23 protein-coding genes and 2 pseudogenes are annotated in these 22,946 nt (G+C 70.1%); 12 read left to right on the top strand and 13 right to left on the bottom strand.

Annotated features, from left to right (window positions below; genetic code table 11):
• Positions 1-8 precede the first annotated feature (8 nt).
• The 3 genes from ABD808_RS27845 (at position 9) to ABD808_RS27835 (ending at position 3,111) form a co-directional block, all read left to right on the top strand.
• Positions 9-887, top strand: a complete 879-nt coding sequence (locus ABD808_RS27845) for an SDR family oxidoreductase (protein ID WP_344902439.1) — start codon at positions 9-11, stop codon at positions 885-887.
• A gap of 132 nt (positions 888-1,019) precedes the next feature.
• A complete protein-coding gene (locus ABD808_RS27840) occupies positions 1,020-2,303 on the top strand; it encodes an adenylosuccinate synthase (protein ID WP_344902436.1) in 1,284 nt (427 codons plus the stop codon).
• A 1-nt stretch (position 2,304) separates the two neighbouring features.
• Positions 2,305-3,111: a glycerophosphodiester phosphodiesterase family protein gene (locus tag ABD808_RS27835; RefSeq protein ID WP_344902433.1), complete on the top strand. Its 807-nt coding sequence runs from the start codon at positions 2,305-2,307 to the stop codon at positions 3,109-3,111.
• A gap of 253 nt (positions 3,112-3,364) precedes the next feature.
• Here the strand turns inward: ABD808_RS27835 and ABD808_RS27830 are convergent, their stop codons facing one another.
• From ABD808_RS27830 to ABD808_RS27820, 3 genes are all read right to left on the bottom strand, one after another.
• Positions 3,365-3,529, bottom strand: a complete 165-nt coding sequence (locus tag ABD808_RS27830) for a hypothetical protein (protein WP_344902430.1) — start codon at positions 3,527-3,529, stop codon at positions 3,365-3,367.
• Positions 3,530-3,860: 331 nt separating this feature from the next.
• Positions 3,861-4,280 carry a hypothetical protein gene (locus ABD808_RS27825; protein WP_344902427.1) on the bottom strand — a complete coding sequence of 140 codons (420 nt, stop codon included), beginning with the start codon at positions 4,278-4,280 and terminating at the stop codon, positions 3,861-3,863.
• Positions 4,281-4,299: 19 nt separating this feature from the next.
• Complete coding sequence (locus tag ABD808_RS27820; RefSeq protein ID WP_344902424.1) at positions 4,300-5,388, bottom strand: magnesium and cobalt transport protein CorA; 1,089 nt, start codon at positions 5,386-5,388, stop codon at positions 4,300-4,302.
• A 338-nt stretch (positions 5,389-5,726) separates the two neighbouring features.
• Here ABD808_RS27820 and purD point away from each other — a divergent pair, with 338 nt between their 5' ends.
• The 5 genes and pseudogenes from purD to ABD808_RS27795 all read left to right on the top strand — a co-directional run bounded on the left by purD (position 5,727) and on the right by ABD808_RS27795 (position 12,882).
• The gene (gene purD, locus ABD808_RS27815) at positions 5,727-6,980 is read left to right on the top strand and encodes a phosphoribosylamine--glycine ligase (protein WP_344902421.1); all 1,254 of its coding nucleotides are present in this window, start codon (positions 5,727-5,729) and stop codon (positions 6,978-6,980) included.
• Positions 6,981-7,025: 45 nt separating this feature from the next.
• Entirely contained in the window at positions 7,026-8,336 is a 1,311-nt protein-coding gene (purB, locus tag ABD808_RS27810; protein ID WP_344902418.1) for an adenylosuccinate lyase, read from the top strand.
• Positions 8,337-8,359: 23 nt separating this feature from the next.
• The gene (locus tag ABD808_RS27805) at positions 8,360-9,148 is read left to right on the top strand and encodes an MOSC domain-containing protein (RefSeq protein ID WP_344902415.1); all 789 of its coding nucleotides are present in this window, start codon (positions 8,360-8,362) and stop codon (positions 9,146-9,148) included.
• A gap of 232 nt (positions 9,149-9,380) precedes the next feature.
• Positions 9,381-10,667, top strand: a complete 1,287-nt coding sequence (gene murA, locus ABD808_RS27800; RefSeq protein WP_344903510.1) for a UDP-N-acetylglucosamine 1-carboxyvinyltransferase — start codon at positions 9,381-9,383, stop codon at positions 10,665-10,667.
• A gap of 968 nt (positions 10,668-11,635) precedes the next feature.
• Positions 11,636-12,882 (top strand): annotated as a pseudogene (locus ABD808_RS27795) (transcriptional regulator).
• A 4-nt stretch (positions 12,883-12,886) separates the two neighbouring features.
• Here the strand turns inward: ABD808_RS27795 and ABD808_RS27790 are convergent.
• Positions 12,887-13,528 (bottom strand): TetR/AcrR family transcriptional regulator, encoded by a 642-nt coding sequence (locus tag ABD808_RS27790; RefSeq protein WP_344902412.1) that lies wholly within the window; start codon positions 13,526-13,528, stop codon positions 12,887-12,889.
• Between ABD808_RS27790 and ABD808_RS27785 the strand changes: the two genes are divergently transcribed.
• Positions 13,482-13,853 (top strand): nuclear transport factor 2 family protein, encoded by a 372-nt coding sequence (locus ABD808_RS27785; protein ID WP_344902409.1) that lies wholly within the window; start codon positions 13,482-13,484, stop codon positions 13,851-13,853. The two genes, ABD808_RS27790 and ABD808_RS27785, sit on opposite strands and share 47 nt — an antisense overlap.
• A gap of 75 nt (positions 13,854-13,928) precedes the next feature.
• Here the strand turns inward: ABD808_RS27785 and ABD808_RS27780 are convergent, their stop codons facing one another.
• On the bottom strand, positions 13,929-14,351 hold the full coding sequence (locus tag ABD808_RS27780; protein WP_344902406.1) for a MarR family winged helix-turn-helix transcriptional regulator: 423 nt from the start codon (positions 14,349-14,351) through the stop codon (positions 13,929-13,931).
• An 86-nt stretch (positions 14,352-14,437) separates the two neighbouring features.
• Here ABD808_RS27780 and ABD808_RS27775 point away from each other — a divergent pair, with 86 nt between their 5' ends.
• Positions 14,438-15,244 carry an alpha/beta fold hydrolase gene (locus ABD808_RS27775; protein ID WP_344902403.1) on the top strand — a complete coding sequence of 269 codons (807 nt, stop codon included), beginning with the start codon at positions 14,438-14,440 and terminating at the stop codon, positions 15,242-15,244.
• Positions 15,241-15,561, top strand: a pseudogene (locus tag ABD808_RS38650) (MBL fold metallo-hydrolase); the annotation flags it as partial. The gene ABD808_RS27775 and the pseudogene ABD808_RS38650, both read left to right, overlap by 4 nt.
• 96 nt (positions 15,562-15,657) lie before the next feature.
• On the opposite strand, the gene hisC reads toward ABD808_RS38650, so the two are convergent.
• The 7 genes from hisC to ABD808_RS27740 form a co-directional block, all read right to left on the bottom strand.
• Positions 15,658-16,737 carry a histidinol-phosphate transaminase gene (hisC, locus tag ABD808_RS27770; protein WP_344902400.1) on the bottom strand — a complete coding sequence of 360 codons (1,080 nt, stop codon included), beginning with the start codon at positions 16,735-16,737 and terminating at the stop codon, positions 15,658-15,660.
• Between the two features lie 40 nt (positions 16,738-16,777).
• Entirely contained in the window at positions 16,778-17,059 is a 282-nt protein-coding gene (locus ABD808_RS27765) for a DUF6401 family natural product biosynthesis protein (RefSeq protein WP_344902397.1), read from the bottom strand.
• A 40-nt stretch (positions 17,060-17,099) separates the two neighbouring features.
• Entirely contained in the window at positions 17,100-17,786 is a 687-nt protein-coding gene (locus tag ABD808_RS27760; protein ID WP_344902395.1) for an NUDIX hydrolase, read from the bottom strand.
• 99 nt (positions 17,787-17,885) lie between these two features.
• Entirely contained in the window at positions 17,886-19,232 is a 1,347-nt protein-coding gene (locus ABD808_RS27755; protein ID WP_344902392.1) for a flotillin family protein, read from the bottom strand.
• A gap of 191 nt (positions 19,233-19,423) precedes the next feature.
• A complete protein-coding gene (locus tag ABD808_RS27750) occupies positions 19,424-19,627 on the bottom strand; it encodes a hypothetical protein (RefSeq protein ID WP_344902389.1) in 204 nt (67 codons plus the stop codon).
• A 74-nt stretch (positions 19,628-19,701) separates the two neighbouring features.
• The gene (locus ABD808_RS27745) at positions 19,702-20,397 is read right to left on the bottom strand and encodes a hypothetical protein (RefSeq protein ID WP_344902386.1); all 696 of its coding nucleotides are present in this window, start codon (positions 20,395-20,397) and stop codon (positions 19,702-19,704) included.
• A gap of 91 nt (positions 20,398-20,488) precedes the next feature.
• Positions 20,489-21,160, bottom strand: a complete 672-nt coding sequence (locus tag ABD808_RS27740; protein WP_344902383.1) for a lysophospholipid acyltransferase family protein — start codon at positions 21,158-21,160, stop codon at positions 20,489-20,491.
• Positions 21,161-21,566: 406 nt separating this feature from the next.
• Between ABD808_RS27740 and ABD808_RS27735 the strand changes: the two genes are divergently transcribed.
• Entirely contained in the window at positions 21,567-21,920 is a 354-nt protein-coding gene (locus ABD808_RS27735) for an STAS domain-containing protein (protein WP_344902380.1), read from the top strand.
• A 205-nt stretch (positions 21,921-22,125) separates the two neighbouring features.
• On the opposite strand, the gene ABD808_RS27730 is transcribed toward ABD808_RS27735, so the two are convergent.
• Positions 22,126-22,944, bottom strand: coding sequence for a glutamate ABC transporter substrate-binding protein (locus ABD808_RS27730; RefSeq protein ID WP_344902377.1), 819 nt, complete (start codon positions 22,942-22,944; stop codon positions 22,126-22,128).
• Positions 22,945-22,946: the final 2 nt, after the last annotated feature.

The following is a 22,946-nucleotide window of genomic DNA, read 5'->3' as shown; positions in this document are numbered from 1 at the left end:
AGAGCATCATGCGTGTTTTCGTCACCGGCGCCACCGGATTCGTCGGGTCCGCCGTGGTCCGCGAGTTGAGGGACGCCGGGCACCAGGTCGTCGGCCTGGCCCGTTCCGACGCGGCCGCCGCCGCCGAAGCGCACCTTGGCGACCTGGACGATCTCCACGGCCTGCGCGAGGGGGCTCGCGCCACGGACGGCGTCATCCGCCTGGCCTACCGAAACGACCTGGTGTTCAACGGCGACCTCGACTCGGCCGGACGGGCCGACCTGCGCGCCATCGAGGCCATCGGCGAGGCGCTCGACGGCACCGGCAAGCCGTTCGTCGTCCCGTCCGGCACCCTGTCGGTCTCCCCTGGCGGCCGGGCCACGGGGGAGGACGAACCCGACCCGGCGTCGCACCGGGCCCCGGCGGAGAACGCGGCCCTCGCGCTGGCCAGGCGCGGTGTGCGGTCGTCGGTGGTGCGCCTCCCGCCCTCCGTGCACGGCGACGGCGACACCGGCTTCGTCCCCGCCCTGATCCGCATAGCCCGCGACTCGGGCGTCGCCGGTTATGTGGACGACGGCGCCAACCGCTGGCCCGCCGTCCACAACCGAGACGCCGCGAATTTGCTCCGACTGGCCCTGGAAGAGGCCCCAGCGGGCGCGCGGCTGCACGCGGTCGATGACGAGGGCGTGCCATTCCGCGAAATAGCCGACGTGATCGGTATTCAGTTGGACGTGCCAGTCAAGAGCATTCCCGACGACGAGAAGAACGCGCACTTCGGTTTCCTGTCCGCCTTCGTGTCGCGGGACGTCCCCGTGTCCAGCGAACTGACCCGAAAGCTCCTCGACTGGCGTCCCACCCGGCCACGCCTCCTCCAGGACCTTCACGTGGGCCACTACTTCACCGGCTGATCGAGCGCCGCGCCCGGGGCGGCGGGTGCTCCGGTTTCCTCGCCGCCCAGGTGCGGGTACGCTTTGATCGCAAGAGGCCCCTTCGCGCACTTGCGGCGACCGGGGCCTTCGTCGTGGGGAAGGAAATGTGGCATGCCTGCCATCGTTCTTGTCGGGGCCCAGTGGGGAGATGAGGGCAAGGGCAAGGCGACGGACCTGCTCGGTGGGGACGTCGACTACGTCGTCCGCTACCAGGGCGGCAACAACGCCGGGCACACGGTGGTCATCGGCGACCAGAGCTACGCGCTGCACCTGCTGCCGTCCGGGGTGCTGTCCCCCGACGTCGTCCCGGTGATCGGCAACGGCGTGGTGATCGACCCGGCCGTGCTGCTCCAGGAGATCGACGGCCTGCGCGCCCGCGGCGTGAGCTGCGAACGCCTGCTGATCTCGGCGAACGCGCACCTGATCATGCCGCACCACCGGGCCCTGGACAAGGTCACCGAGCGCTACCTCGGCAAGGCCAGGATCGGCACCACCGGACGCGGCATCGGCCCCACCTACGCCGACAAGATCAACCGCATGGGCATCCGGGTGCAGGACCTGTTCGACCCGAACATCCTCACCCAGAAGCTCGACCTGGCCCTGCGCGAGAAGAACCAGGTCCTGACGAAGGTCTACAACCGGCGCCGCATCGAGACGGGCCCGATCGTCCAGGAGTACCTGGAGTACGGGGAGCGCCTCCGGCCGTTCGTGGGCGACACCACGCTCGTCCTCAACGAGGCCCTCGACGACGACAAGGTCGTCCTCCTCGAAGGCGCCCAGGGCACCCTCCTGGACCTCGACCACGGCACCTACCCGTTCGTGACGTCGTCCAGCCCGACCGCGGGCGGCGCCTGCGCGGGCTCCGGCATCGGCCCCACGAAGATCACCCGCGTGATCGGCATCATCAAGGCGTACACGACCCGCGTCGGCTCCGGCCCGTTCCCCACCGAACTGCTGGACGAGCAGGGCGAGTACCTGCGCACGACCGGCGGCGAGTACGGCGTCACCACGGGCCGAGACCGCCGCTGCGGCTGGTTCGACGCCGTCATCGCCCGCTACGCCACCCGCGTCAACGGCATCACCGACTACTTCCTCACGAAGCTGGACGTCCTGTCCGGCCTGGACCAGGTCCCGGTCTGCGTCGCCTACGAGGTGGACGGCACCCGCGTGGACGAACTGCCGACCACCCAGACCGAGTTCCACCACGCCAAGCCGATCCTCGAACACCTGGACGGCTGGCAGGAGGACATCACCGGCGCCAAGAAGTTCGAGGACCTCCCCAAGAACGCGCAGGCCTACGTCCGCGCCCTGGAAGACCTCTCCGGCTGCCGCATCTCCGCGATCGGCGTCGGCCCGGGCCGCGACCAGACGCTGTCACTCCGCCCCCTGGTCTGACATGCCCGTAGAGGTCCACGGCCACCGCGGCGCCCGAGGACTCCGCCCGGAGAACACCCTCCCCGGCTTCGCCCACGCCGTGGCCCTGGGCGTGGACGCCATAGAACTGGACGTCGGCCTAACCGCCGACAACGAGGTCGTCCTCAACCACGACCAAACCCTCTCCCCCCACAACCTCAAAGACACAAAACCAGCCCACCCAGGCGACCCGGCCTACCCCTACGTGGGCAAACGCATCCGCGACCTGACCCTCCCCCAACTCCGCACCATCAACGCAGGCGCCGGAGGAATCCCCACCCTCACCGAAACCTGCGCCCTCCTAGCCCCCACACACATAACACTCTCGGTAGAACTAAAAACCGACCCCACCTGGCCACCTCACGAGATCGACCTCCTCCTCGGAACCACGGTGGAAATCCTGACGTCCGCAGGCCTGACAAACCGAACCCGCCTCCTGGCCTTCGACTGGCGAGTCCTAACCCAGGCCCGAGACAACCACCCCACCTTCGGCCGAGTAGCCCTGGCCGAACGCAAGACCCTGACCCCCAACACCACCTGGCTGGCAGGCCAATCCCCAGCCGACCCAGTCTCAGCCGCCGCCGAGATAGGCGCCACGGCCTTCTCCCCAGAACACGTCCTGACGACCCCACCCCTGGTAGAAGCGGCCCACGCCAGAGCCCTCCCAGTAATCGTCTGGACGGTAAACACCCCAGAAGAGATGACTCGCTTCATCGACTACGACGTCGACGCCATAGTCACCGACTACCCCGACCGCCTGATCCAGCTCCAAACCGCAACGCCTCGATGATGAGCAACGGCTACGCGCGCTGAACACGGACCTGATCCGCGTCCGGCCCTCCGAGCAGAGAACGCCCTTTCTCGTAGCGGTACTCAGTGGCACGCCTGATCCGTGCCGTGTCGTCAGCGGCCACGGGTCGCCTCCTCGCAGGCACAGTGACCGGCGAGTGGTAGCCACAAGTTGCCGAGGCCCCCAAACCAGAACAGGGTGTCCATGCACATCCATCGCCGCGCGCCGCGCCGCTGAGCACAGCACGGCGCGGTCACCGGGTGTACCGCTCGGCGGGGACCGTGGCGACGGCCCGTGCGGTGTCCTCGGCGTCGAGCTGTGCCTCGATCTGGAGGACGCCGTCGACGAACACCCAGCCGGGGAAGCCCTCACGGAGGCGGGCTAGCTGCTGCTGGATGTCTTGCGGGGTAGAGGTCATGGGACCGTCCTGGCTGCGACGCGCGTGATTCTTCGGTCACCATTAGTGAACCTTGAGGCACGCAGAGACCCTGTCGAAGCCAGCAGGCAAGCACTGAGTGTCATAGAGGCTGTTCCGGAAGACCGCCGGATCAAGCGTGTGACTCTCACCGCTCGCCGCGTCCTAGAGGCCCTCCCCGAGCAAGCCCGTACACTCCCAGCCGCCCGGGAACTACGCGCATTGACCTCCGCCTAGCCCACCGGATTCTAGGGCTCAGCCACCGGCTCCAACGTCAGCTATGACCTCGACGCCATAGTCACCGACTACCCGAGCGTCTACGCCGAATTCTCGACTAGCCAGTCGGTGGGTGTACCCACGAGGCGAAGCGCTGGTCTGGTGCCGCGTCTTCGCGCCAGTACCTGAGGACGGTCTCGTGCACGATGTCGAGCCGTTCCGCTGCTATGAGGCACGGGAGCGGTTCCCGTCCCCCGGCGTCCGCGTCGAAGGCGACCAGGACAGGCGGTTCCTCACCGAGCCGTCGAGCGATCGACGACGACTCCTCACGAGTGGACGCACGAAAGACGGGGTCGTGGAACGTCGAAGGGCAACTGACGTAGAGCGGCGTGCTGAAGTTCAACTCCAGGCCGTGGTGGTAGGTGAGGTCGAAGTCAGCGGCCAATTGGAACCTTGCGCCGCCCCACGACATGACTTCCCAGTCCCACCAGGAGCCTTCGGGTAGTCGGAGTGCGCCGTGCGACCGTTCAGCGTTCACTTCCAGCCTCCGCGAGGCTCTACAACCAGCCGTTTCGGCGGAAGCCCCTGTGCAGCGAGAAACATGCCAGGGCGATGACCGCGAGGATCATCGGGTAGCCGTAGCGCCATTCGGTTTCGGGCATGAAGGTGAAGTTCATGCCGTAGATCCCGGCTATGGCGGTCGGGACCATGAAGATGGCGCCCCAGGCGGAGATCTTCCGCATGTCCTTGTTGTCGGCGACGGTGACCTGGGTCATGTGGGCCTGGAGGATGGGGTTGAGGAGTTCGTCGTAGGCCTCGACCTGTTCGCGGACGCGGGTGAGGTGGTCCTCGACGTCGCGGAGGTACTCCTTGATCTCGGCGGGGACGAAGCGGCGGCCCGACAGGTGGCGGAGGGGTCCGGCGAGGGGGCCGACGGCGCGCTTGAGCTGGATGACCTCGCGCTTGAGGCGGTAGATGCGGCGGGATTCGTCGGTGCGCTCGGGGGAGAAGACGGCCTCTTCGACCTCGTCGATGTCCTCCATGACGGCGGCGGCGACGGAGACGTAGCCGTCGACGACGCGGTCGGCGACGGCGTGCAGGACGGCGGCGGGGCCGAGGGCGAGGCGGGCCGGGTCCTGTTCGAGGTCGCCGCGGACGGGGCCGAGGGCGCCGTGGGCGCCGTGCCGGACGGTGACGACGAAGTCGGGCCCGCAGAAGATCATGATCTCGCCGGTCTCGACGACCTCGGCGCCGCCGGGTCCGCTGGAGACGTAGCCGACGGTCTTCATGACGACGAAGTGGACGTCGTCGTAGCGTTCGAGCTTGGGCCGCTGGTGGGCGTGGATGGCGTCCTCGACGGCGAGCGGGTGCAGGCCGAAGACCTCGGCGAGGTCGGTGAGTTCGGCGGCGGACGGCTCGTGCAGCCCGACCCAGACGAAGCCCGCGCTGTCGCTGTCGCCGTCCGCGGTGAGGCGGCCGTCGCGGATGAGGCGGACGGCGTCGGCGATGGTCGCGGTGGACGCGCGGTGCCCGTCGATGTAGGCGGCCCAGTCGATGACGGCGGAGTCGCGGCGCGGCGCCCGGACGCCGGGGCGGCCGCGCGTCTTGAACAGCGCGCGCCCTGGGCGGACTCGTGTCATGGCCATGAGGTGCTCCTAACCCGCCTGGCCACGCACGTCGCGGCGCGCTCTACCCGGGCCGGTCAGCGAGGGGAGCGCGCGGGAGCGGTGGCCGGACGCCAGATGGAGGCGGACGGTCGGACAGTCCGGCTCGGACTGTGAGGGTTTTCCGGCGAACTGCAAGGATCACCAGGACTCATCCCGACCACCTCCTTTCAGGCGTCTCGACAGCAGGCGGTCAAGCCCGTGGAAGCTTACCAGCCGACATTTAGGACGCCGTCCCTAACAGTGAGGTTCACATCTCGGGATGTGATGGTCGCCTCAGTGCTCTGGTGCGGGTCAAAGGCCCAGTAAGCTCGCGTGGCGTGCGAGTACTCGTCCTTGGATCGGGTGGCCGCGAGCATGCGCTCGCCCGCGCCCTGCACCGCGACCCCGCCGTGACCGCCCTGCACTGTGCCCCGGGCAACCCGGGCACGGCGGCGATAGCGCAGAACCACCAACTCGATCCGTGTGATCCGACGGCGGTGAGGGAGCTGGCGGAGCGGCTGGGCGTCTCCCTGGTGGTGGTCGGCCCGGAGGCGGTGCTGGTGGCGGGCGTCGGTGACGCTCTGCGGAAGGCGGGCATCCCGTGTTTCGGGCCGGATCGGGCCGCCGCGCGGATCGAGGCGTCCAAGGCGTTCGCGAAGGAGATCATGGCGGCGGCCGGGGTGCCGACCGCCGAGTCCCGGGTGTGCGACACGTCCGCGCAGGTGGAGGAGGCGTTCGACGCCTTCGGCCCGCCGTACGTGGTGAAGGACGACGGCCTCGCCGCCGGTAAGGGCGTCGTGGTCACCGAAGACCGGACCGCCGCGTCCGAGCATGCCGCCGGGTGCGAGCGGGTGGTGATCGAGGAGTTCCTGGACGGCCCGGAGGTCTCGCTGTTCGCGCTGTGCGACGGTGCGCACGCCGTCCCGCTGCTGGCCGCGCAGGACTTCAAGCGCGCCTACGACGGCGACGAGGGCCCCAACACGGGCGGGATGGGCGCGTACACGCCGCTTCCGTGGACGCCGCCGGGGTTCGTGGACGAGGTGATGTCCACGGTCGTCCAGCCCGCCGTGGACGAGTTGCGCCGCCGCGAGACCCCGTACGTCGGAACCCTGTACGCGGGATTGGCGCTGACGTCCAGGGGCGTACGCGTCGTGGAGTTCAACGCGCGGTTCGGTGACCCGGAGACACAGGTCGTCTTGGACAGGCTGGCGACCCCGATCGGGACGCTCCTCCAGGCGTGCGCGATCGGCGGTCTCGACCCGTCGCTGCGGCCCGAATGGCATCCAGGCGCGGCGGTGACGGTCGTGGTCGCCGCCGAGGGCTACCCGTCCGCCCCGGTGAAGGGCGACGAGATCACCGGACTGGACGAGGCCGCCGCGACCCCGGGCGCGTACGTGCTGCACGCGGGCACGAAGCTCGACGAAGACGGCCGTCTCGTCGCGTCGGGCGGCCGTGTCCTCAGCGTCGTCGGCACCGGCGCCGACCTGGGCGAGGCCCGCGACGCCGCCTACGCCGCCGTCGCCAGGATCGGGCTGCGCGGGTCGCATCACCGCGGTGACATCGCGCTCAGGGCGGTGCGCGCGGGGGCGTGACGCCCCGCCCGGACGGCGGACCGCGCGACCTGGGACAATCGTCGGGTGATCGAACGGTACACGCTTCCGGAGATGGGGCGCGTCTGGAGCGACGCGCACAAGTACGAGCTGTGGTGCCGGGTCGAGACCCTGGTGGTCGAGGCCCACGCCGAGGCCGGGACGGTCCCGCCGGAGGTGGTCGAGCCGGTCCGGAAGGCGCCGCCGCCGACGCCCGAGGCGGTGCACGAGATCGAGGCGGTCACCCAGCACGACGTGATCGCGTTCCTGTCGGCGTGGGCGGACAACACCGAGCCCCGGGAGGCGGCCCGGTACGTCCATTTCGGCATGACGTCGTCCGACCTGCTGGACACGGCGCTGGCGATCCAGCTCGTCGAGGCCACCGACATCCTGCTCGCCAAGGCCGACACGCTGGTCGCGACGCTGCGCGACCACGCGCTCGCGCACCGGGCGACGCTGCGGGTCGGCCGCACGCACGGCATCCACGGCGAGCCGGACGTGTGGGGCCACCGCGTCGCCGACTTCGCGTTCGCGACGGCCCGGTCGCGCGACCGTCTCCGCCGGGCCCGCGAGGCCGTCGGCGTGATGGCGATCTCCGGCGCGGTCGGGACGTACTCCAACATCGACCCGGCGGTCGAACTGCACGTCGCGCGCAAGCTCGGCCTCCGCACGGCGGACGTGTCGACGCAGGTCGTGATGCGCGACGGCATCGGCGAATGGGTATCGGCGCTGGCGGTACTGGCGACGGTGTGCGAGGCGATTGCGCTGGAGGTGCGGCACGGGCAGCGCACTGAGGTCCGCGAACTGTGGGAGCCGTTCGGGAAGGGTCAAAAAGGCTCGTCGGCGATGCCGCACAAGAAGAACCCGATCATCTCGGAGCGGCTGGCCGGGATGGCGCGGATCGTGCGGGCGCAGATCGTCCCGGTGCTGGAGGGCATCCCGCTCTGGCACGAGCGCGACATCTCGCATTCGTCGACGGAGCGGATCGCGTTGCCGGACGCCTCCATCGCGCTCGACTACATGCTCAATCTGACGAATCGCCTCATGTCCGGACTTGTCGTCGATGAGGCGCGGATGCTGGCCAACCTCGAATCGACCGGCGGCCTCATCTACACCTCGACCGTCCTGCTCGAGCTGGTCGAGGCCGGGATGTCGCGCGACGACGAGGCGTACCCGCTCGTCCAGAAGGCCGCGATGGAGACCTGGGAGACCGGCGTGCCGTTCCGCGACACGCTGCGCAGGCACGCCGCCGAGAACGGCCTGAAGCTGGACGAGGCGCGCCTGGACGAGGTGTGCCGCCCCGAACGCTTCGTCGAGCGGCTCGGCCCCGTGTTCGACCGCCTGGCCGCTCTCCAGTAGAGACCGATCCGACCGGAGGGACCTTGACGGCGACCCTGACCGAACTGAACGCCTATCCACTCAAAGGCGCCCGTGGCACGGCCCTGACTCGTGCGGACCTGTCCGCGCGGGGCCTGCCGTTCGACCGCGAGTTCATGCTCGTCACGCCCGAGGGCAGGTTCCTGTCCCAGCGGGAGTTGGGGCGGATGGCGCTGCTGCGTCCGTCCTACGACGGCGAGGTCCTCACGGTGCACGCGCCCGGCCTCTCGCCGCTCGTCCACAAGGCCGTGGACGACGGCGAGGTCCTGGACGTGACCGTCCACCGGAAGGAGTGCGAGGGCGTCCACCAGGGCGACGAGGCCGCGGCGTGGTTCTCGGCCTTCCTCGACCAGGACTGCCGCCTCGTCCGCTTCACCGGGCACCGGGACACGTCCAGGGGCGGCGGCGAGCTGATGTTCGCCGACGGGTACCCGCTGCTGCTCATCTCCGCCGAGTCGCTCACCGACCTGAACGCCCGGCTGGACGAGCCGCTCCCGATGAACCGGTTCCGTCCGAGCCTGGTCATCGAGGGTCTCGGCGCGTTCGGCGAGGACGACGTCCGCCTGCTGCGCATCGGCGAGACCGTCATCGAGATGGTCAAGCCCTGCGGCCGCTGCGTCGTCACCACCACCGACCAGGACACCGGCGAACGCGGCCGTGAACCGCTGCGGACGCTCGCCACCTACCGCACCCGCGACCGCGGCATCCAGTTCGGCCAGAACTGCGTCCCGCGCACGCTCGGCACGCTCACGCTGGGCGATCCGGTGAAGGTCCTGGAGCCGCGCCGTAACTGACCGCAACCTGATCGCACCAAGCTTGACCATGATCGGGGTGAACCTTCGCCGTTCGTCGGGCATCCCAAGGAACAGACCGACGTCCACAGGGCGAGGGCCGGATCCGTCACTCCCGGCCCGGTGGTTTACTTGGGTCGCGTTGGCGCAGAGGGGGGATCGTTCGGCGCGCTCGGCCCTCGTGCTCCCACTGGCAGGCACGTACCCCGCATCGAAGGAGTAAGGCGGCATGAGCATGGGCCACGAGGTTCGCTACCGCGTGCGCGGCGGCCGGCAACTGCACGGCACCGTATTCGTCCAGGGAGCAAAGAACGCCGTGCTGCCGATGATCGGCGCCTCGCTCATGGCCTCCAAGGGGCGCACCGTCCTGCGCAACGTCCCGATCATCGAGGACGTGCAGCGCGCGGTGGAGCTGGCCCGGGCCATCGGCGCGAAGGCGGAGCTGCACGAGACCGAGCGGACGCTGGTGATCGACGCCTCCACGCTGAGCAGCCCGGTGCTGCCCGCCGACATCGCGTCCCGGTTCCGCGGCTCGTTCCTGTTCGTCCCGGCGCTGCTGCACCGGCTCGGCGAGGCCGTCATCGAGGGCGTCGGCGGGTGCAACCTCGGCAGCCGCAATCTCGACTTCCACTACAACGGCTTCAAGCGGATGGGCGCCACGGTCACCGAGCAGGTGGCCGACAACGGCGACGGCATCATCCACATCAAGGCCGGTGACCTGCGCGGCGGGACGCTCTACTGCGACACCCCGTCCCACACCGGCACCGAGAACCTGATCATGGCGGCGGCGCTCGCCCGCGGCACCACGCTGATCAAGAACGCCGCGCTGGAGCCCGAGGTGCTGGACAACATCGCCATCCTCCAGGCGATGGGCGCCAAGATCAGCGGTGGCGGCACCGGCTTCGTGACGGTCGAGGGTGTCGAGGAGCTGACCGCCGTCGAGCACACCGTGATGCCCGACCGGATCGACGCGGGCGTGTTCGTGATGGCCGCCGCGATCTCCGGCGGCGACCTGAACCTCGTCGGCGCCACGCTGGAGCACCTGGGCGTCGCCGCCGACAAGCTGGAGCAGATGGGCGTCGAGTTCCACCAGCAGGGCGCCGTCCTCCAGGTCCGCCGGAACCGGACGCTGCGTCCGATCAACGTCATCACCGACGAGTACCCGGGCTTCGCCACCGACCTCCAGTCGCCGATCATGGCGCTGTCCTGCCTGGCCGAGGGCCCGTCCTACATCTATGAGCGGATCTTCGACGGCCGGTTCAAGCTGGCCGGTGAGCTGGCCAAGATGGGCGCCGACATCGAGGTGGACGGCAACCGCGCCAAGGTGAACGGCCCGCGCGGCCTGCGCGGCGCCGAGGTCGAGGCGCACGACCTGCGCTGCGGCAGCGCTCTCGTCCTCGCCGGGCTCGCCGCCGAGGGCGAGACGACGATCACCTCCGGCTACTACCTGGACCGCGGCCACGCGCACACCGCCGAGCGCCTGTCCCAGCTCGGCGCCGACATCGCCCGCGAGGTCGGCTAGCCGCCGCCCGCACCGCGCCGCCGCGCTCGCCGGACCCTCCGCGCAGCCGGGCCCGCCTTGCCAGCCTTGCCCGCCTTGCCAGCCTTGTCCGCGGGCCGCTGCGCCAGCCGGGCCGCCGGGCCGTTGGTCCCGGTGGCGCCGCCGTGGCGGCGCGGCTCCGGAGGCCACTCCGGACAGGCTGAATCGGCCGAATGTGGCCCCGTTCTGACCGACTTGGACGCCGTCCCTGACGAGTCGTGTCACCTCCGCGACCGAAATCCGTTCAGCGCAGTGTGACCGTCCGACTACGTATGGCATGCTGGGGACGCCCCACCTCCGCAGCGGGCATCGCGCTGAACTGGGAAGAAACCCATGGAACGGTCCGGATCGGACGGGCCGAAACGCGGTAGAAAATCACCGGCGCGGGCCCCCGCCCCGGTGCCAACGGATCACTCGTCTTCGCGACCCGCCCGTCACCGGGACGGATGGGTTTCGTCACCGCGTGAACCAAACCGGCGCCACAGGTGTCTACTTTGTGCACAACAGCGCCGGAAGTGCGCAGCCCGGGTGATTTCGGGTCTTGTTTTTCAACTTCGGACGACCGAAGATGCAGGATCAAGGCTGGCCGAATGGTGACAAATTACTGACTAGGGGGTCCCGTAGGTTACTTTTTCGCCGCAGTCTTGATTCGATTTCGCGTCTGAGCGTCACACACCGTCCCCCCGAGCGTGGGGGTTGAGAGAAGACGGCTGAGGGCCCGAGGGACGCGGGAACGGACGAGAACCGCGGTGCTGGGTCAGAAGGCAGGGGCGACAAGCCATGAGACAACCGTTGGGCGGAGCGTGCGCGAACGTGTGGTCGGGGCCGGACCCCCGCCGAGAGGATGGACCGGAAGCGAGCGATCATCGATGACGGCCGCACGAACGGGGTCGGTCACCCCCGACCTCACGATCGGCGTCGTAGGCCCGCATGACCTCGTCGAGAGGGTCATGCTGATGGGCCACGGCCCCACACCGGTACCGAGCCGGCTGGTGGCCGCCGCCTACAGAGACGAACAGGAGGCCGCCGACAAGGTCGTGCGGCTCGGCTCGGGCGTGGACGTGTGCCTTTTCGCCAGTCCCGTCCCCTATGACTTCGCACGGAAGGCGGGCGTCCTCACCATGCCCGCCACCTATGTGCCGTTGAACGGCGCCGCCCTGCAAGGCGCATTACTGCGCGCCTCACTCGACGAACGCTTCGACCCGGCCAGGGTGAGCATCGACGTGCTCGGCCGTGCCGAGGTCGAGGAGGCGTACTCCGAGATCAGCCTGGGCACCGAACAGGTGCATCTGCGGGAGGAGGCCGCGGGTCCCGGCACGCTCGCCGCCTTCCACGAGCGGCTGTGGCGGCGCGGCGCCACCACCGTCGCGATGACCTGCGTCCACGCCACCGCCGAGCGGATGGAGATGGCCGGGGTTCCGACGATCCGGGTCCGCCCGACCGGCGCGGCGATCCGCAGCTCGCTCCAGACCGCCGCGCTCCTCGGCGCCCACCACCGCCTGGAGGAGTCCCAGCTGGTCGTCGTCCTGGTCGACGTCCCGACCCTGCGTGAGACGCCCCGCCGCGTCACCCCTCGATACTGGGCGACGAGCTGAAACTCGCCCTCCACCGCGTCCTCCTCCAGGAGGCGCACCGGATGAACGCCTCCGTCTGGCCCCTGGACGACCACAGCTACCTCGTCATCGCCACGCGCGGGTCCGTCACCGCGTCCACCGAGGGGTTCCGGACGCCCCCGTTCGTCGAACGCGTCCGCGAGGAACTCGGCCTCGCCATCGAGGTCGGCATCGGCATGGGCCGCACCGCGCACGAGGCGGAGAACCACGCCCGCGCCGCCCTCGCCCGCTCCCAGAGCTCCCAACGCGCCCAGGGATTCGCCCTGGACCGCGACGGGCGCGCCCTCGTCCCGGCGCCCCGCACACCGCCACGCACGCAACCGCAGGCCAAGCCCAAGGGCCTGGAGATCCTCGCCCGCCTCGCCGACAAACTGGGCGACCAGGAACAACCCCTCATCGTCGACGCGGAGAACGCCGGAAAGATGCTCGGCGTCACCCCCCGAACGGCCCGCCGCCTCCTGCGCACCCTCGTCGAAGAGGGCCTCGCCTGGCCACTCCCCCCGAACCGCACCCCGCAGCCGGGCCGCCCCCGCCAGCTCTACCGCCTCATCGTCGAAAAGCTCGGCCCCACGAAGACCACCTGACCCCTCAGCGCAACAGCGACAAGCGTTCGATCAGCTCGGCCTCCAGACGCGGCGGCCATGGGAACAGCGGCGCGGCCTCCCGCAACTGGGCGAGGCCATGCAGCCCCACCCAGAGCGCCGTCGCGTCGGAGGCGGGCACCACGCTGCCCGACCTCCCCGCCTCCGCACACGCCGCGAGAGCCCCCCGCAGGACGTCGGAGGCCGTCATGCCCAGCGCCGCCGCGTCTGCGGCCAGGCCGGGCGACCGTTCGGCGGCCTGACCGGCGTCCCACACGGCGCCGAACATGATCCGATAGCGGCTGGGCCACTCCCGGGCGAACGCCAGGTACGCGCCGCAGACCGCGCGCAGGTGATCGACCGGGTCCGGGTGCTCGGGAACGTCCCGCAGGGCCTTCTCCAGGACGGCGAACGCGTCCTGGCACACCGCGAGCAGGAGCGCGTCGCGGTCGGCGAAATGCGGGTAGATGGACGGCGCCGCGATGCCGACCCGCCGGGCGACCGCGCGCAGGGTGATCGCGTGCTCGGTGCCGCCCTCGTCGAGGAGCGCCGTCGCGGCCTCCACGATGTCGGCGCGAAGACGGCCGCCGTCGCCTCGGCGGTTGCCCTGGAACGACGACGACCCCTCCGCACTCGCGTCGCTGTTCACCCGGGACGGCGTCTACCAGGACCTGGCGTTCCAGCAGACCTGGCGCGGCCACCGGCAGATCGCCCTCTGGCACTCCATCACCCACCAGGGCATCACCGGCGTCCGCATCAAGGTGACCAACGCGTTCCGCGGTGGCGACCACGTCGCCGTGCAGTGGACGTTCTCCGGCACCATGCGCGGAGCCCCCGCCTCGTTCACCGTCCCCGCCACGACGATCATGCGGCTGCGCCATGGTCGCATCGTCAGCGACGTCGACTACTACAACCGCGCCGACCTGCTCAAGCAGTCAGGGCTCCCCGCCGACTGGACCCCGCCGACGAGCTGAACGCGCGGGCGCCGCAGAGCATCGAGGAGCGCGTCGAGGCGGGCTTGCCGGATGTCGTTCGCCGAATGTCACCGACTAGGACGTCGGATCGGGGCCGAGGGCGCTGTCCAGCAGTTCGCCCAGGGTGTCGAGTTGGGCGGCCGACAGGCCGTGGAACGAGGTCGCGAAGACGGCGTCCACCGCGTCCTGCCCCTCGGCGCGCAGCCGTTCGCCCTCCGCGGTGAGCCGGTGCCGCACGGCCCGCCCGGGGCCGGGAATCCGTTCGATCAGCCCGCGCCCGGCCATCCGGGTGGCCAGCGAGCCGAAGGACTGGTCTGTCTGGAAGGTCAGCACCGCGAGGTCGTGCAACGAGGCGTCCGGGGACCGGTGCAGATGGCGCAGGGTGTCCCACTGCGCGAGCGACAGCCCGAGCGGCGCCAGCGCGCGGCTCAGCGCGCGGTGGTGGCGATATTGCAGCCGTTTGACGGCGAGGGCGACGTCCGCCGGGCGGTGCTTCATGCGAGCGACCCTATCTACTCACCAAGGTTGCTTATATAAGGAAGCTTATATAAGGTTCCTTATATAGTGAGACAGGAAGGGAGCCTATGAGCACCCGCACCGAGACCGATGCTCTCCGGCGCACCCGCGCCGACACCCGGACCGTTCGGACCTCCACCGCAGGTCCGGTCGAACTGACGATCCGGGACCGCGACCGCACCCGGCCGTTCCTGCTGCTGCACGGCGGCGGGGGCGTGCCGACGATGGCGGATTTCGCCGACCTGTTGGCCGAGCGCACCCATTCCCGGGTGCTGCTGCCCACCCACCCCGGCTTCGGCGGCACACCGGAGGCCGCGGGGCTGACCGGCGTCGCCGGGCTCGCCCGGGCCTACGTCGCACTGGTGGAGCAGTCGGACCTCACCGACGTGACCGTGGTCGGGAACTCCTTCGGGGGCTGGCTGGCCGCGGAGATCGCCCTGCTGGAGAGCCCACGGGTGAGCGGCGTGGTGATCATCGACGGGATCGGCATCGAGGTCGACGGCCATCCGATGACCGATGTCCGCGGCCTCTCTCCGGCCGAGTTGCGGGCGCTCTCCTTCCACGACCCCGGTAGGGCGCCCGTCCCGCCGAGCACCGGTGGCACCGGGCCGAGCCCGGACGTTCGGGCGCTGACGCGCTACACCGGCCCGGCCATGTCCGACCCCACGCTGGCCGAGCGGCTCGGGGGCCTCGACCTGCCCGTCCATGTCCTGTGGGGCGAGAGCGACGGCATCGTCGACATCGAGTACGGCAGGGCCTTCGCCGCCGCGATCCCGATGTCGACGTTCACGCCGCTGCCCCGCACCGGCCACCTCCCCCAGGTCGAGACGCCCGAGGAACTCCTCGGCGCGCTGCTCGACCTCGGTACCCGATGACGTCCGCCGGAACGGAGAGGCCCCTGATGCCCGTCCCACTCACGGTGACCCGGATCGGTCACGCCTGCCAGCTGATCGAGATCGGGCCGGTCCGCGTCCTCACCGACCCGTGGTTCAGCCGGACCGCGACCTACTACCCCGGTGAGCCGGTCGCGACGACCGTCGAGGGCCTCGGCCGAGTCGACGCGCTGGTGATCAGCCATGAGCACTACGACCACTGTGACCTCGACGCGCTGGTCACCGGGGGCTTCGATCTCGACGTCCCGGTCGTCGGGCCCGGTACCGTCGCGGCCGTCGCGCGAGCCAGGGGGACCGCGACCCGCGCCACTACGCCGACGCGGTCGCGCGCCTGGCCCCGGACGTCCAGGTACGGCTCGTCCTACCCGGCACCCCGGTCCCTGTTCCCTGAGTGTTCAGTTGCGGTGGGGGAATTCGCTGGCCGCCGTCAGGAAGGCGTCGTTCTCCTCGGGGGAGCCGATCGAGACGCGGGCGCCCTCGCCGGGAAACGGGCGGACGCTCACGCCCTCGGCGTCGCAGGCCTCGGAGAACTCCATCGTCCGGTCGCCGAGGCGGAGCCAGACGAAGTTGGCCTCGGTCGGCGGGACGGTCCAGCCGTCGGCGAGCAGGGCGTCGCGGACGCGGTCGCGTTCCTTGACGGTGCCCTCGACGCGCTCAAGGAGTTCGTCGGTGGCCGCCAGGGAGGCGATTCCGGCGGCCTGGGCCACCGAGTTCACGCTGAAGGGGAGGAAGGTCTTGCGGATCGCGCCCGCGACCAGCGGGTGTGCGACCAGGAAGCCGATGCGTAGGCCAGCCAGGCCGTAGGCCTTGGAGAAGGTGCGGAGGATCGCCAGGTTCGGACGGTCGCCGCGCAGCGTCAGGCCGTCGGGGACCTCGTCGTCGCGGACGTACTCGCGGTACGCCTCGTCCAGCACCACCAGGCAGTCCGGCGGGACGCGGTCCAGGAACGCCTCGATCTCCGGGCGGCGGACGATCGTGCCCGTCGGGTTGTTCGGGTTGCAGAGGAAGATCAGTCGCGTTTTCTCGGTGATCGCGTCGGCCATCGCGGCCAGGTCGTGCGTCTCGTCCAGGATCGGCACCTGCACCGGGGTCGCGCCGGACAGCGACACCAGCAGCGGGTACGCCTCGAACGACCGCCAGGCGTAGATCACTTCCGCGCCGGGCTCGGCGACGGCCTCCAGCAGCATCTGCGTCATGCCCACCGAGCCGCAGCCGACCGCCACATTGTCGGCGGGGACGCCGCAGAACGCGGCGATGGCCTCCGTCAGCGCCGTCGCGTTGTTGTCCGGGTACCGGTTGATGTTCTTGGCGGCCTCGCCGATCGCGTCCACGACCGAGGGGAGCGGGCCGTGCGGCGACTCGTTGGACGACAGCTTGAACGAGCGGCCCTCGGCCGACACCACGACCTTGCCGGGCTTGTAGGCCACGAACCGGTCGAGGACGGAGCGGAAGCGCGGAGTGGTTGCCTCGGACACCGTTCTCCTCCAGGTGGAACAGGGATGATCGGCCCCCAGCCTACGCAGCGTCCCGCATCATCCAGCAAAGGGCCACGATATGGACGAACTCCCAGTCACGGGTGTCGTCCGGCCACCAGCCACGGTTGAACGCGTCCTCGGCGAAATCCCGCAGATAGCCCATCAGGGCGTCCTCGTCGGGTGTGCCGAGTTCCCGCCGCAGGCCCGCCACGTGCTGGTCGACGGCCGCCGCGAGCCCCGGTGACCCGGCCATCTCCGCGACACCGGCCTCCCCGATGTCGCGGACGAGCAGGCTGAGCATTTCGGGCGACTCACCGTTCATAGGCAGCGAAACTAGCAACCGTCCCAGACCGGTCTCTACGTCACCCCAGGTCACGGCCCCGGGGCCGAAGCATCGGCGGGCGCAGCTGTTCGGCGTCCCCGCGCCGGTACAGGCGGGCGGGACGGCCGCCGTCCCGGGTGGTCGTCCGGTCGGTCGGGATGAGGAACCGGTCCGCGCCGGTGACCTTCCGGTGGAAGTTCCGTGGGTCGAGGTTGGTCCCCCACACGATCTCGTAGACCCGGCGCAGCTCGGCGACGGTGAACTCGGGCGGACAGAACGCGGCCGCCAGCGACGTGTACTCCAGCTTCGCCCGCGCGCGCTCCATCCCGTCGCAGAGGATCCGGCGGTGGTCGAAGGCGGCCCGATCCTGGTGGACGAGTTCGTCCACAGCCGTCCACAGCACCTGGGCACGGCTGGACGCGGGCAGATCCGGCGCCAACCCCAGATACGCGACGCTCACGACCCGCTGCCTGGGGTCACGATCTGGATATCCGTACGTGGCGAGCTGTTCCAAATGGATTCGTACGTCCGCGAGACCTGCCCGTTCCGCCATTAACCGCGACGCCGCGGCGGGCAGGTCTTCGTCCAGCTGAATGAACCCGCCGGGCAACGACCAAGCCTCCAGATAGGGCTCCCGGTCACGCCGCCACCGCAGCGCGCACAGCCGTTGCTCCCGCACGGTGAGCACCACGAGATCGACGGACACGGCCAGGCGCGGGACGGACATGCCGGAAGTCTATTGGGGGCCGGGCGGGGGCGTCCGAACGATGAAGGCCCGGCCTTGGGGGCCGGGCCTCTGCGTTGGAGGGTCAGTCGTGTTGGACGGTCAGTCGTCGTTCTTTGGGGGCTCCGGGGTCGTGGTGGTCACGGCGGGCGCCGAGCCGTTGTGGTTGTTCGAGCCGTTCTGGGTGTTCAGGTTGCCGAGGAGCTGGCGGGCGACACCGAGGCCGGTGCCGCCGAGGGTGAGGGCCTTGGCGAGCATGTCCTCGACGCCCTGGGCGCCGTTGAGGACGACCATGTTGTCGACGTTGCCGAACACTCCGGCGCCCGCCTCGACGATCTGGGGCCACTTCTCGGCGAGCTGCTGGGCGATGACCGCGTCGGTGTTCTTGGCCAGCGCCTCACCGCGGGCCTTGATCGCCTCCGCCTCGGCGAGACCCTTCTGGCGGGTCGCGTCGGCCTGGGCCTCACCGAGCAGCCGGATCGCCTCGGACTCGCGCTGCGCCTTCAGCTGGACCTCGGTCGCGGCGGCCTGGGCGTAGGAGATGCGCTCGTCGCGTTCCGCCTCGGCCAGCTTGACCTGCTCGTACGCGCGGGCGTCGGCGGGCTTGCGGACCTCGCTCTCCAGCCGCTTCTCGGTGCGCTCGGCCTCCAGTTCGGCGTTGCGGGTCTCCTTGAGGATGACCTCCTGGCGGGCCTGCTGCGCGGCCTGCTTCACCTGGCCGTCGTACTCGGCCTTCTTCATCTCGGTGTCCCGGATGACCGCCGCGTTCTCGCGCTCGGTCTCCTGCTCGCGGACGGTGGCCTCCTGGTTGCGCTCGGCCTCGGCGATGCGGGCGGCGGCGGCGACCCGGGCGGCGTGCGGGCGTCCGAGGTTGGAGATGTAGCCGGTCTCGTCGTCGATCTCCTGTATCTGGAGGGAGTCCACGACCAGGCCGAGCTTGCTCATCTCGTCGGCGGCCGAGCCGCGGGTCTCGGACGTGAGCCGCTCGCGGTTGAGGATGAGGTCCTCGACGGTGAGGTTGCCGATGATCGAACGCAGGTGACCGGTGAACAGCTCGTGGATGGCGCCGTCCATCGACTTCTGCTGCTCCAGGAAGCGGCGCGCGGCGTTGGCGATCGAGACGAAGTCGTCGCCGACCTTGTAGATGACGACGCCGCGGACCTTCACCGGGATGCCCTGCTGCGTCACGCAGTTGACTTCGAGGTTGGAGGCGCGGCTGTCGAGACGCAGCCGGCGGGAGGTCTGGAAGCCGGGCATCACGGCGGTGCCCTTACCAGTGACGATCTTGAACCCGAGGCTGTCCACCCCGTCGATCGGCTTGGACCTGGCGCCGAGGCCGGAGATGATCAGCGCCTCGTTCGGCTCGGCGACCCGCCAGATCAGCTTGAACAAGATGATCAATACGATGAGGGCGACGACCACGGCGATCGCCATGACGAGCACGGGCATACGGCCTCCTCATTCTGTTGTGGGCGGCCGGCCCCCGAGGTCAGGCAGGTCCGCGTTTCCCAATAGACGCAGCGGACGATCGTCTGGTTCGTCCCGGAACACGTCCCATATTGGCCGATCCGCCCCGAGACCCCTCCCGGCCCGCCACGCGGCGCGACCAGCGGCCGAGCGCGGCCGGTCGCCGAGCGCGGCTAGGCGCCGAGCGCGGGCGCCACGTAGACCGTGCGCGGCGGGTGGTACTCGACGACGACGACGATCGTGCCGACGGTGATCTCGTCGCGCGGGTCGACGGGGTGGGCGTAGAACGCCTCGGCGCCGCCGCGGACGGCGATCATCACCTCCCCGACCGTGCCGGGACCGACCCTGCCGGTGACCCGGCCCTCCTTGCCGATCAAGGGAAACCCCCGCTCTCCGCACGACGTAAGGCGAACGCTATCCGGAAGACCCCGCCGCCCGCACCAACGGGCCGTCAGGGCAGGATCTCGCCGGTCTGGTCGAGGGCGGCCCGGGCCAGCCGCTCGGCCTCGGCGCGGGTCGCGGTCGGGCCGAAGAGGGTGATCGTGGCGAGGAAGTGGCGGCCGCGGACGACGACGTACCAGGTGCGGGTGCGGATCTTCTCGCTGACCGTGGCGACGCCGACCGTGCGGGAACCGTCGCCGATGTCGCCCTTCGGGGTCTCGACGACGCGGTGCTCGGCCCAGGAGGCACCGGCCCGGGTGCGGAACCGCAGGCAGCCCTCCGGGACGCGGGCGTTGACCTGCTTCTCGGCGTCGGCGGCGGACATGCCCATCAGCGTCTCGGTGACGGCCAGCCCCTTCTTGGTGAACGTGACGAGCGCGGCGGGGACGTCGCCCTTGACGGTGGCGCCGACGCGGCCCGTCCCGCAGTCGCGCTTGTCGACCTCGGTCTTGCGCTGGAGCCGGGCGGCGTTCTGGATGGCCGTGAGCGTGCCGTACTCCCCGGAGTCGGGGTCGCCGACGCGGCGGTAGCCGGGCAGGCGGTCAAGGAGCGCCTGGGACAGTTGGGCGGAGGTGTAGCCGACGCCCGCGACCTCGGCGGGCGCCGTGCCGTGGACGGGACGGGCGCGTTCGTCGCCGCCGCCGCACGCGGTGATCGCGGTGCCCGTCGCCAGCAGCAGCATGATCGGGAGGAGCCTGTGCGCCATGGGCGCGACCCTAGGCGCCGGGGGCCGGACTCGCCGTGGACGACACGCCTTCGGGACGAATCACCCGCCGGAAACGGTCAGGCGTGTTCGCTCAGGCCTCTTCGGCGCGGTCGTTGTACTCGGCCGCGTACTCCTGCCCCGACAGCTTCTGGATCGTCTCGACGATCTCGTCGGTGATGGCGCGGCGGGCCTTGGCGGGCGGCAGGTCGCGGTAGTGGGAGAAGTCCATCGGGGGGCCGATCCGCACGGTGGGACGGGGGCCGAACACGCGCGGGCTGGACGCGCCGATGGGCTGGATCTTCTCCGTCCCCTCCAGCGCGACGGGCAGGACGCGGGCCCCGGACTCCAGCACCAGCCAGCCCACGCCCGTCCGGCCGCGGTAGAGGCGCCCGTCGGGGGAGCGGGTGCCCTCGGGGTAGATGGCGAACGCGCCCGCGTTCTCCAGGACCTCGGCGGCCTGTTCGAGCGAACCCATCGCGGCCCGCCGCGCGCCGCGCCGGACGGGCACGTGCCCGAGGTTGGTGAGGAACCAGCGGACGAAGCCCTTCCTGAGCCCCCCGCCCTCGAAGTAGGCGGCCTTGGCGATGTAGGTGACGGGACGCGGAACGGCGAGAGGGATGATGAAGCTGTCGATGAAGGACAAGTGGTTGCTCGCCACGATGAGCGGGCCGTAGTGGGGCACGTGCTCGCCGCCGATGACGCGGGGTCGGAATAGCAGCCAGAGGATCGGACGCACCACCCGCGTCATGAACGTGTAGAACATCCAGCCTCCCGAATTCGCCACCGCCACTCTAACGTCTACGCCGATCCGGCCCTCGGTCAGCGCACTCCTTTCACCGTGCCGAGCGGGTCAGGAATTGCCCATCCCCTGGTAAATGGGGTGCGGTACCCCCTTATCCACCATTCCTTACTACGTAGTAAGTTTCGCTTCGGTAGGTTATTGTGGTCGTTTCCCGGATGTCCCGGGACGCGGCGGGACGGTGCCGATGGTCCTGTCGGGTAGTGTGAACAGGGGGTACCGGGAGGGCCGTCCGCGCGTGGTACGGTCTGGGCCGCGACCAGGCGACCTGGTTCTTTTCCGAGGAAGCACTTGGATTGAGGGCACCGGTGCGCAATCCTGAGGAGTCACCTGAGATGGCCGGGTACCGCCGGAGTGGGGCGAGGTGACGATGGACTTCGACGTCAATCTGATGCGCGACGACCGCTGCACGCTGGTCCGCGTGCACGGCGACATCGACGTGGTGTCCCGCGAACGCTTCGAGGCCGCGCTGTTCGAGGTCGTGGAGACCGGCGAACCCATGGTCGTCGACATGCGCGAGGTCACCTTCTGCGACTCGACCGGCCTGAACGCGATCGTCGCGGCCAACCGCCGCGCCACCGAACACGGCACCACCGTCGCGCTCGTCGCGCTCCCACCCCGCGTCCAGCGGGTCTTCCACATCACGGGCATCGACAAGTTCATCCCCGTCTACGACACCCTCCGCGAGGCCCTCGGCGACCTCCCGTCCACCTCGCGCCCGTAACTCACGCCCGCAAGGCGACCCCGACCACCCTCCGCGACCACGCAGAGACGCCAACCACTGCGATCGCGTCCGAAGGCTGGTTCGAGCTTGCGAGAACCAGATCGCGAAGCGAGCCGCCAGGCGAGTCGAGAGCGATGCAGCGATCGCACCGCAGTTCACGACGATGGAGGCCCTCCAGGGCCGAAGGAGGAGCGCACTGCCATAGTCACGTGCAGCCCTCGAACTGGGGGACGCTGGTGTTCAGTTTGAGGCCTGAGTCGCCGAACCACTTGGTCAGCAGGCGTTGGGCTGTTCCGTCCTGGTACATGCGGGTGATGGCCCGGTTGACCTCTTCGCAGCCCTTCAGGTCGCCCTTCCTGAGGCCGACGCCGTACTTCTCGTCCGTGAACGGCGCGTTGATCATGCGTCCGGAGCGGCCCGCGGCGAAACCGGCGAGGATCAGGTCGTCGGTGGAGACGGCGTCGAGCCGTCCGGCCGCGAGGGCGTCCATGCAGGCCCCGTAGGTGCCCACCGTCACCGGCTCGGCGGCGACCCGGCGTTCCTCGATGACGCGGCGCCAGGAGTTGGAGCCGGTCACCTCGCAGATCCGCCTGCCCCTCAGGTCGCGCACGTCCCTGATCGCGGTGGCGTCCGCGCGGACGAAGGTGTCCTGGTGGGCGACGTAGTACGGCCCGCCGAAGGTGACCTTCATCTTGCGCTTCGCGGTGATCGAGTACGTCGCGACGATCATGTCGACGGTGCCGTCGGCGAGGGCCTTCTCCCGGACCGACGAGTTCGTCGTCCGGAACTTGATCCTGCTCTTCGGGACGCCGAGCCGGCCCGCGATGTAGGTGGCGACGTCGATGTCGAAGCCCTCGTACGTCCCGTCGGGCCGTTTGACGCCGAGGGCGGGCTGGTCCTCCTTGACGCCGATGATCAGGGAGTCCTTGCCCGCCATGGTCTCCTTCTGCGTGCCGCCGAGCCCGCAGGACGACAGGCAGGCCGCCACGGAGACCACGGCGATCACGGTTCGCGCGGCGCGCATGG

Origin of the sequence: Actinomadura meridiana (assembly GCF_039537545.1) — a bacterium.
Classification (GTDB): domain Bacteria; phylum Actinomycetota; class Actinomycetes; order Streptosporangiales; family Streptosporangiaceae; genus Spirillospora; species Spirillospora meridiana.
The sequence above is the reverse complement of the archived record's forward strand: the minus strand, read 5'-3'. Positions and strand labels throughout refer to the sequence as shown.

What these genes read in the sequence shown, in the direction of transcription:
- ABD808_RS27845 (WP_344902439.1), top strand. Translation starts at nt 9, where the DNA reads ATGCGTGTTTTCGTCACCGGCGCCACCGGATTCGTCGGGTCCGCCGTG.
- ABD808_RS27840 (WP_344902436.1), top strand. Translation starts at nt 1,020, where the DNA reads ATGCCTGCCATCGTTCTTGTCGGGGCCCAGTGGGGAGATGAGGGCAAG.
- ABD808_RS27835 (WP_344902433.1), top strand. Translation starts at nt 2,305, where the DNA reads ATGCCCGTAGAGGTCCACGGCCACCGCGGCGCCCGAGGACTCCGCCCG.
- ABD808_RS27830 (WP_344902430.1), bottom strand. Translation starts at nt 3,529, where the DNA reads ATGACCTCTACCCCGCAAGACATCCAGCAGCAGCTAGCCCGCCTCCGT.
- ABD808_RS27820 (WP_344902424.1), bottom strand. Translation starts at nt 5,388, where the DNA reads ATGGCCATGACACGAGTCCGCCCAGGGCGCGCGCTGTTCAAGACGCGC.
- murA (WP_344903510.1), top strand. Translation starts at nt 9,381, where the DNA reads ATGGGCCACGAGGTTCGCTACCGCGTGCGCGGCGGCCGGCAACTGCAC.
- ABD808_RS27780 (WP_344902406.1), bottom strand. Translation starts at nt 14,351, where the DNA reads ATGAAGCACCGCCCGGCGGACGTCGCCCTCGCCGTCAAACGGCTGCAA.
- ABD808_RS27775 (WP_344902403.1), top strand. Translation starts at nt 14,438, where the DNA reads ATGAGCACCCGCACCGAGACCGATGCTCTCCGGCGCACCCGCGCCGAC.
- ABD808_RS27765 (WP_344902397.1), bottom strand. Translation starts at nt 17,059, where the DNA reads ATGAACGGTGAGTCGCCCGAAATGCTCAGCCTGCTCGTCCGCGACATC.
- ABD808_RS27760 (WP_344902395.1), bottom strand. Translation starts at nt 17,786, where the DNA reads ATGTCCGTCCCGCGCCTGGCCGTGTCCGTCGATCTCGTGGTGCTCACC.
- ABD808_RS27755 (WP_344902392.1), bottom strand. Translation starts at nt 19,232, where the DNA reads ATGCCCGTGCTCGTCATGGCGATCGCCGTGGTCGTCGCCCTCATCGTA.
- ABD808_RS27745 (WP_344902386.1), bottom strand. Translation starts at nt 20,397, where the DNA reads ATGGCGCACAGGCTCCTCCCGATCATGCTGCTGCTGGCGACGGGCACC.
- ABD808_RS27740 (WP_344902383.1), bottom strand. Translation starts at nt 21,160, where the DNA reads ATGTTCTACACGTTCATGACGCGGGTGGTGCGTCCGATCCTCTGGCTG.
- ABD808_RS27735 (WP_344902380.1), top strand. Translation starts at nt 21,567, where the DNA reads ATGGACTTCGACGTCAATCTGATGCGCGACGACCGCTGCACGCTGGTC.
- ABD808_RS27730 (WP_344902377.1), bottom strand. Translation starts at nt 22,944, where the DNA reads ATGCGCGCCGCGCGAACCGTGATCGCCGTGGTCTCCGTGGCGGCCTGC.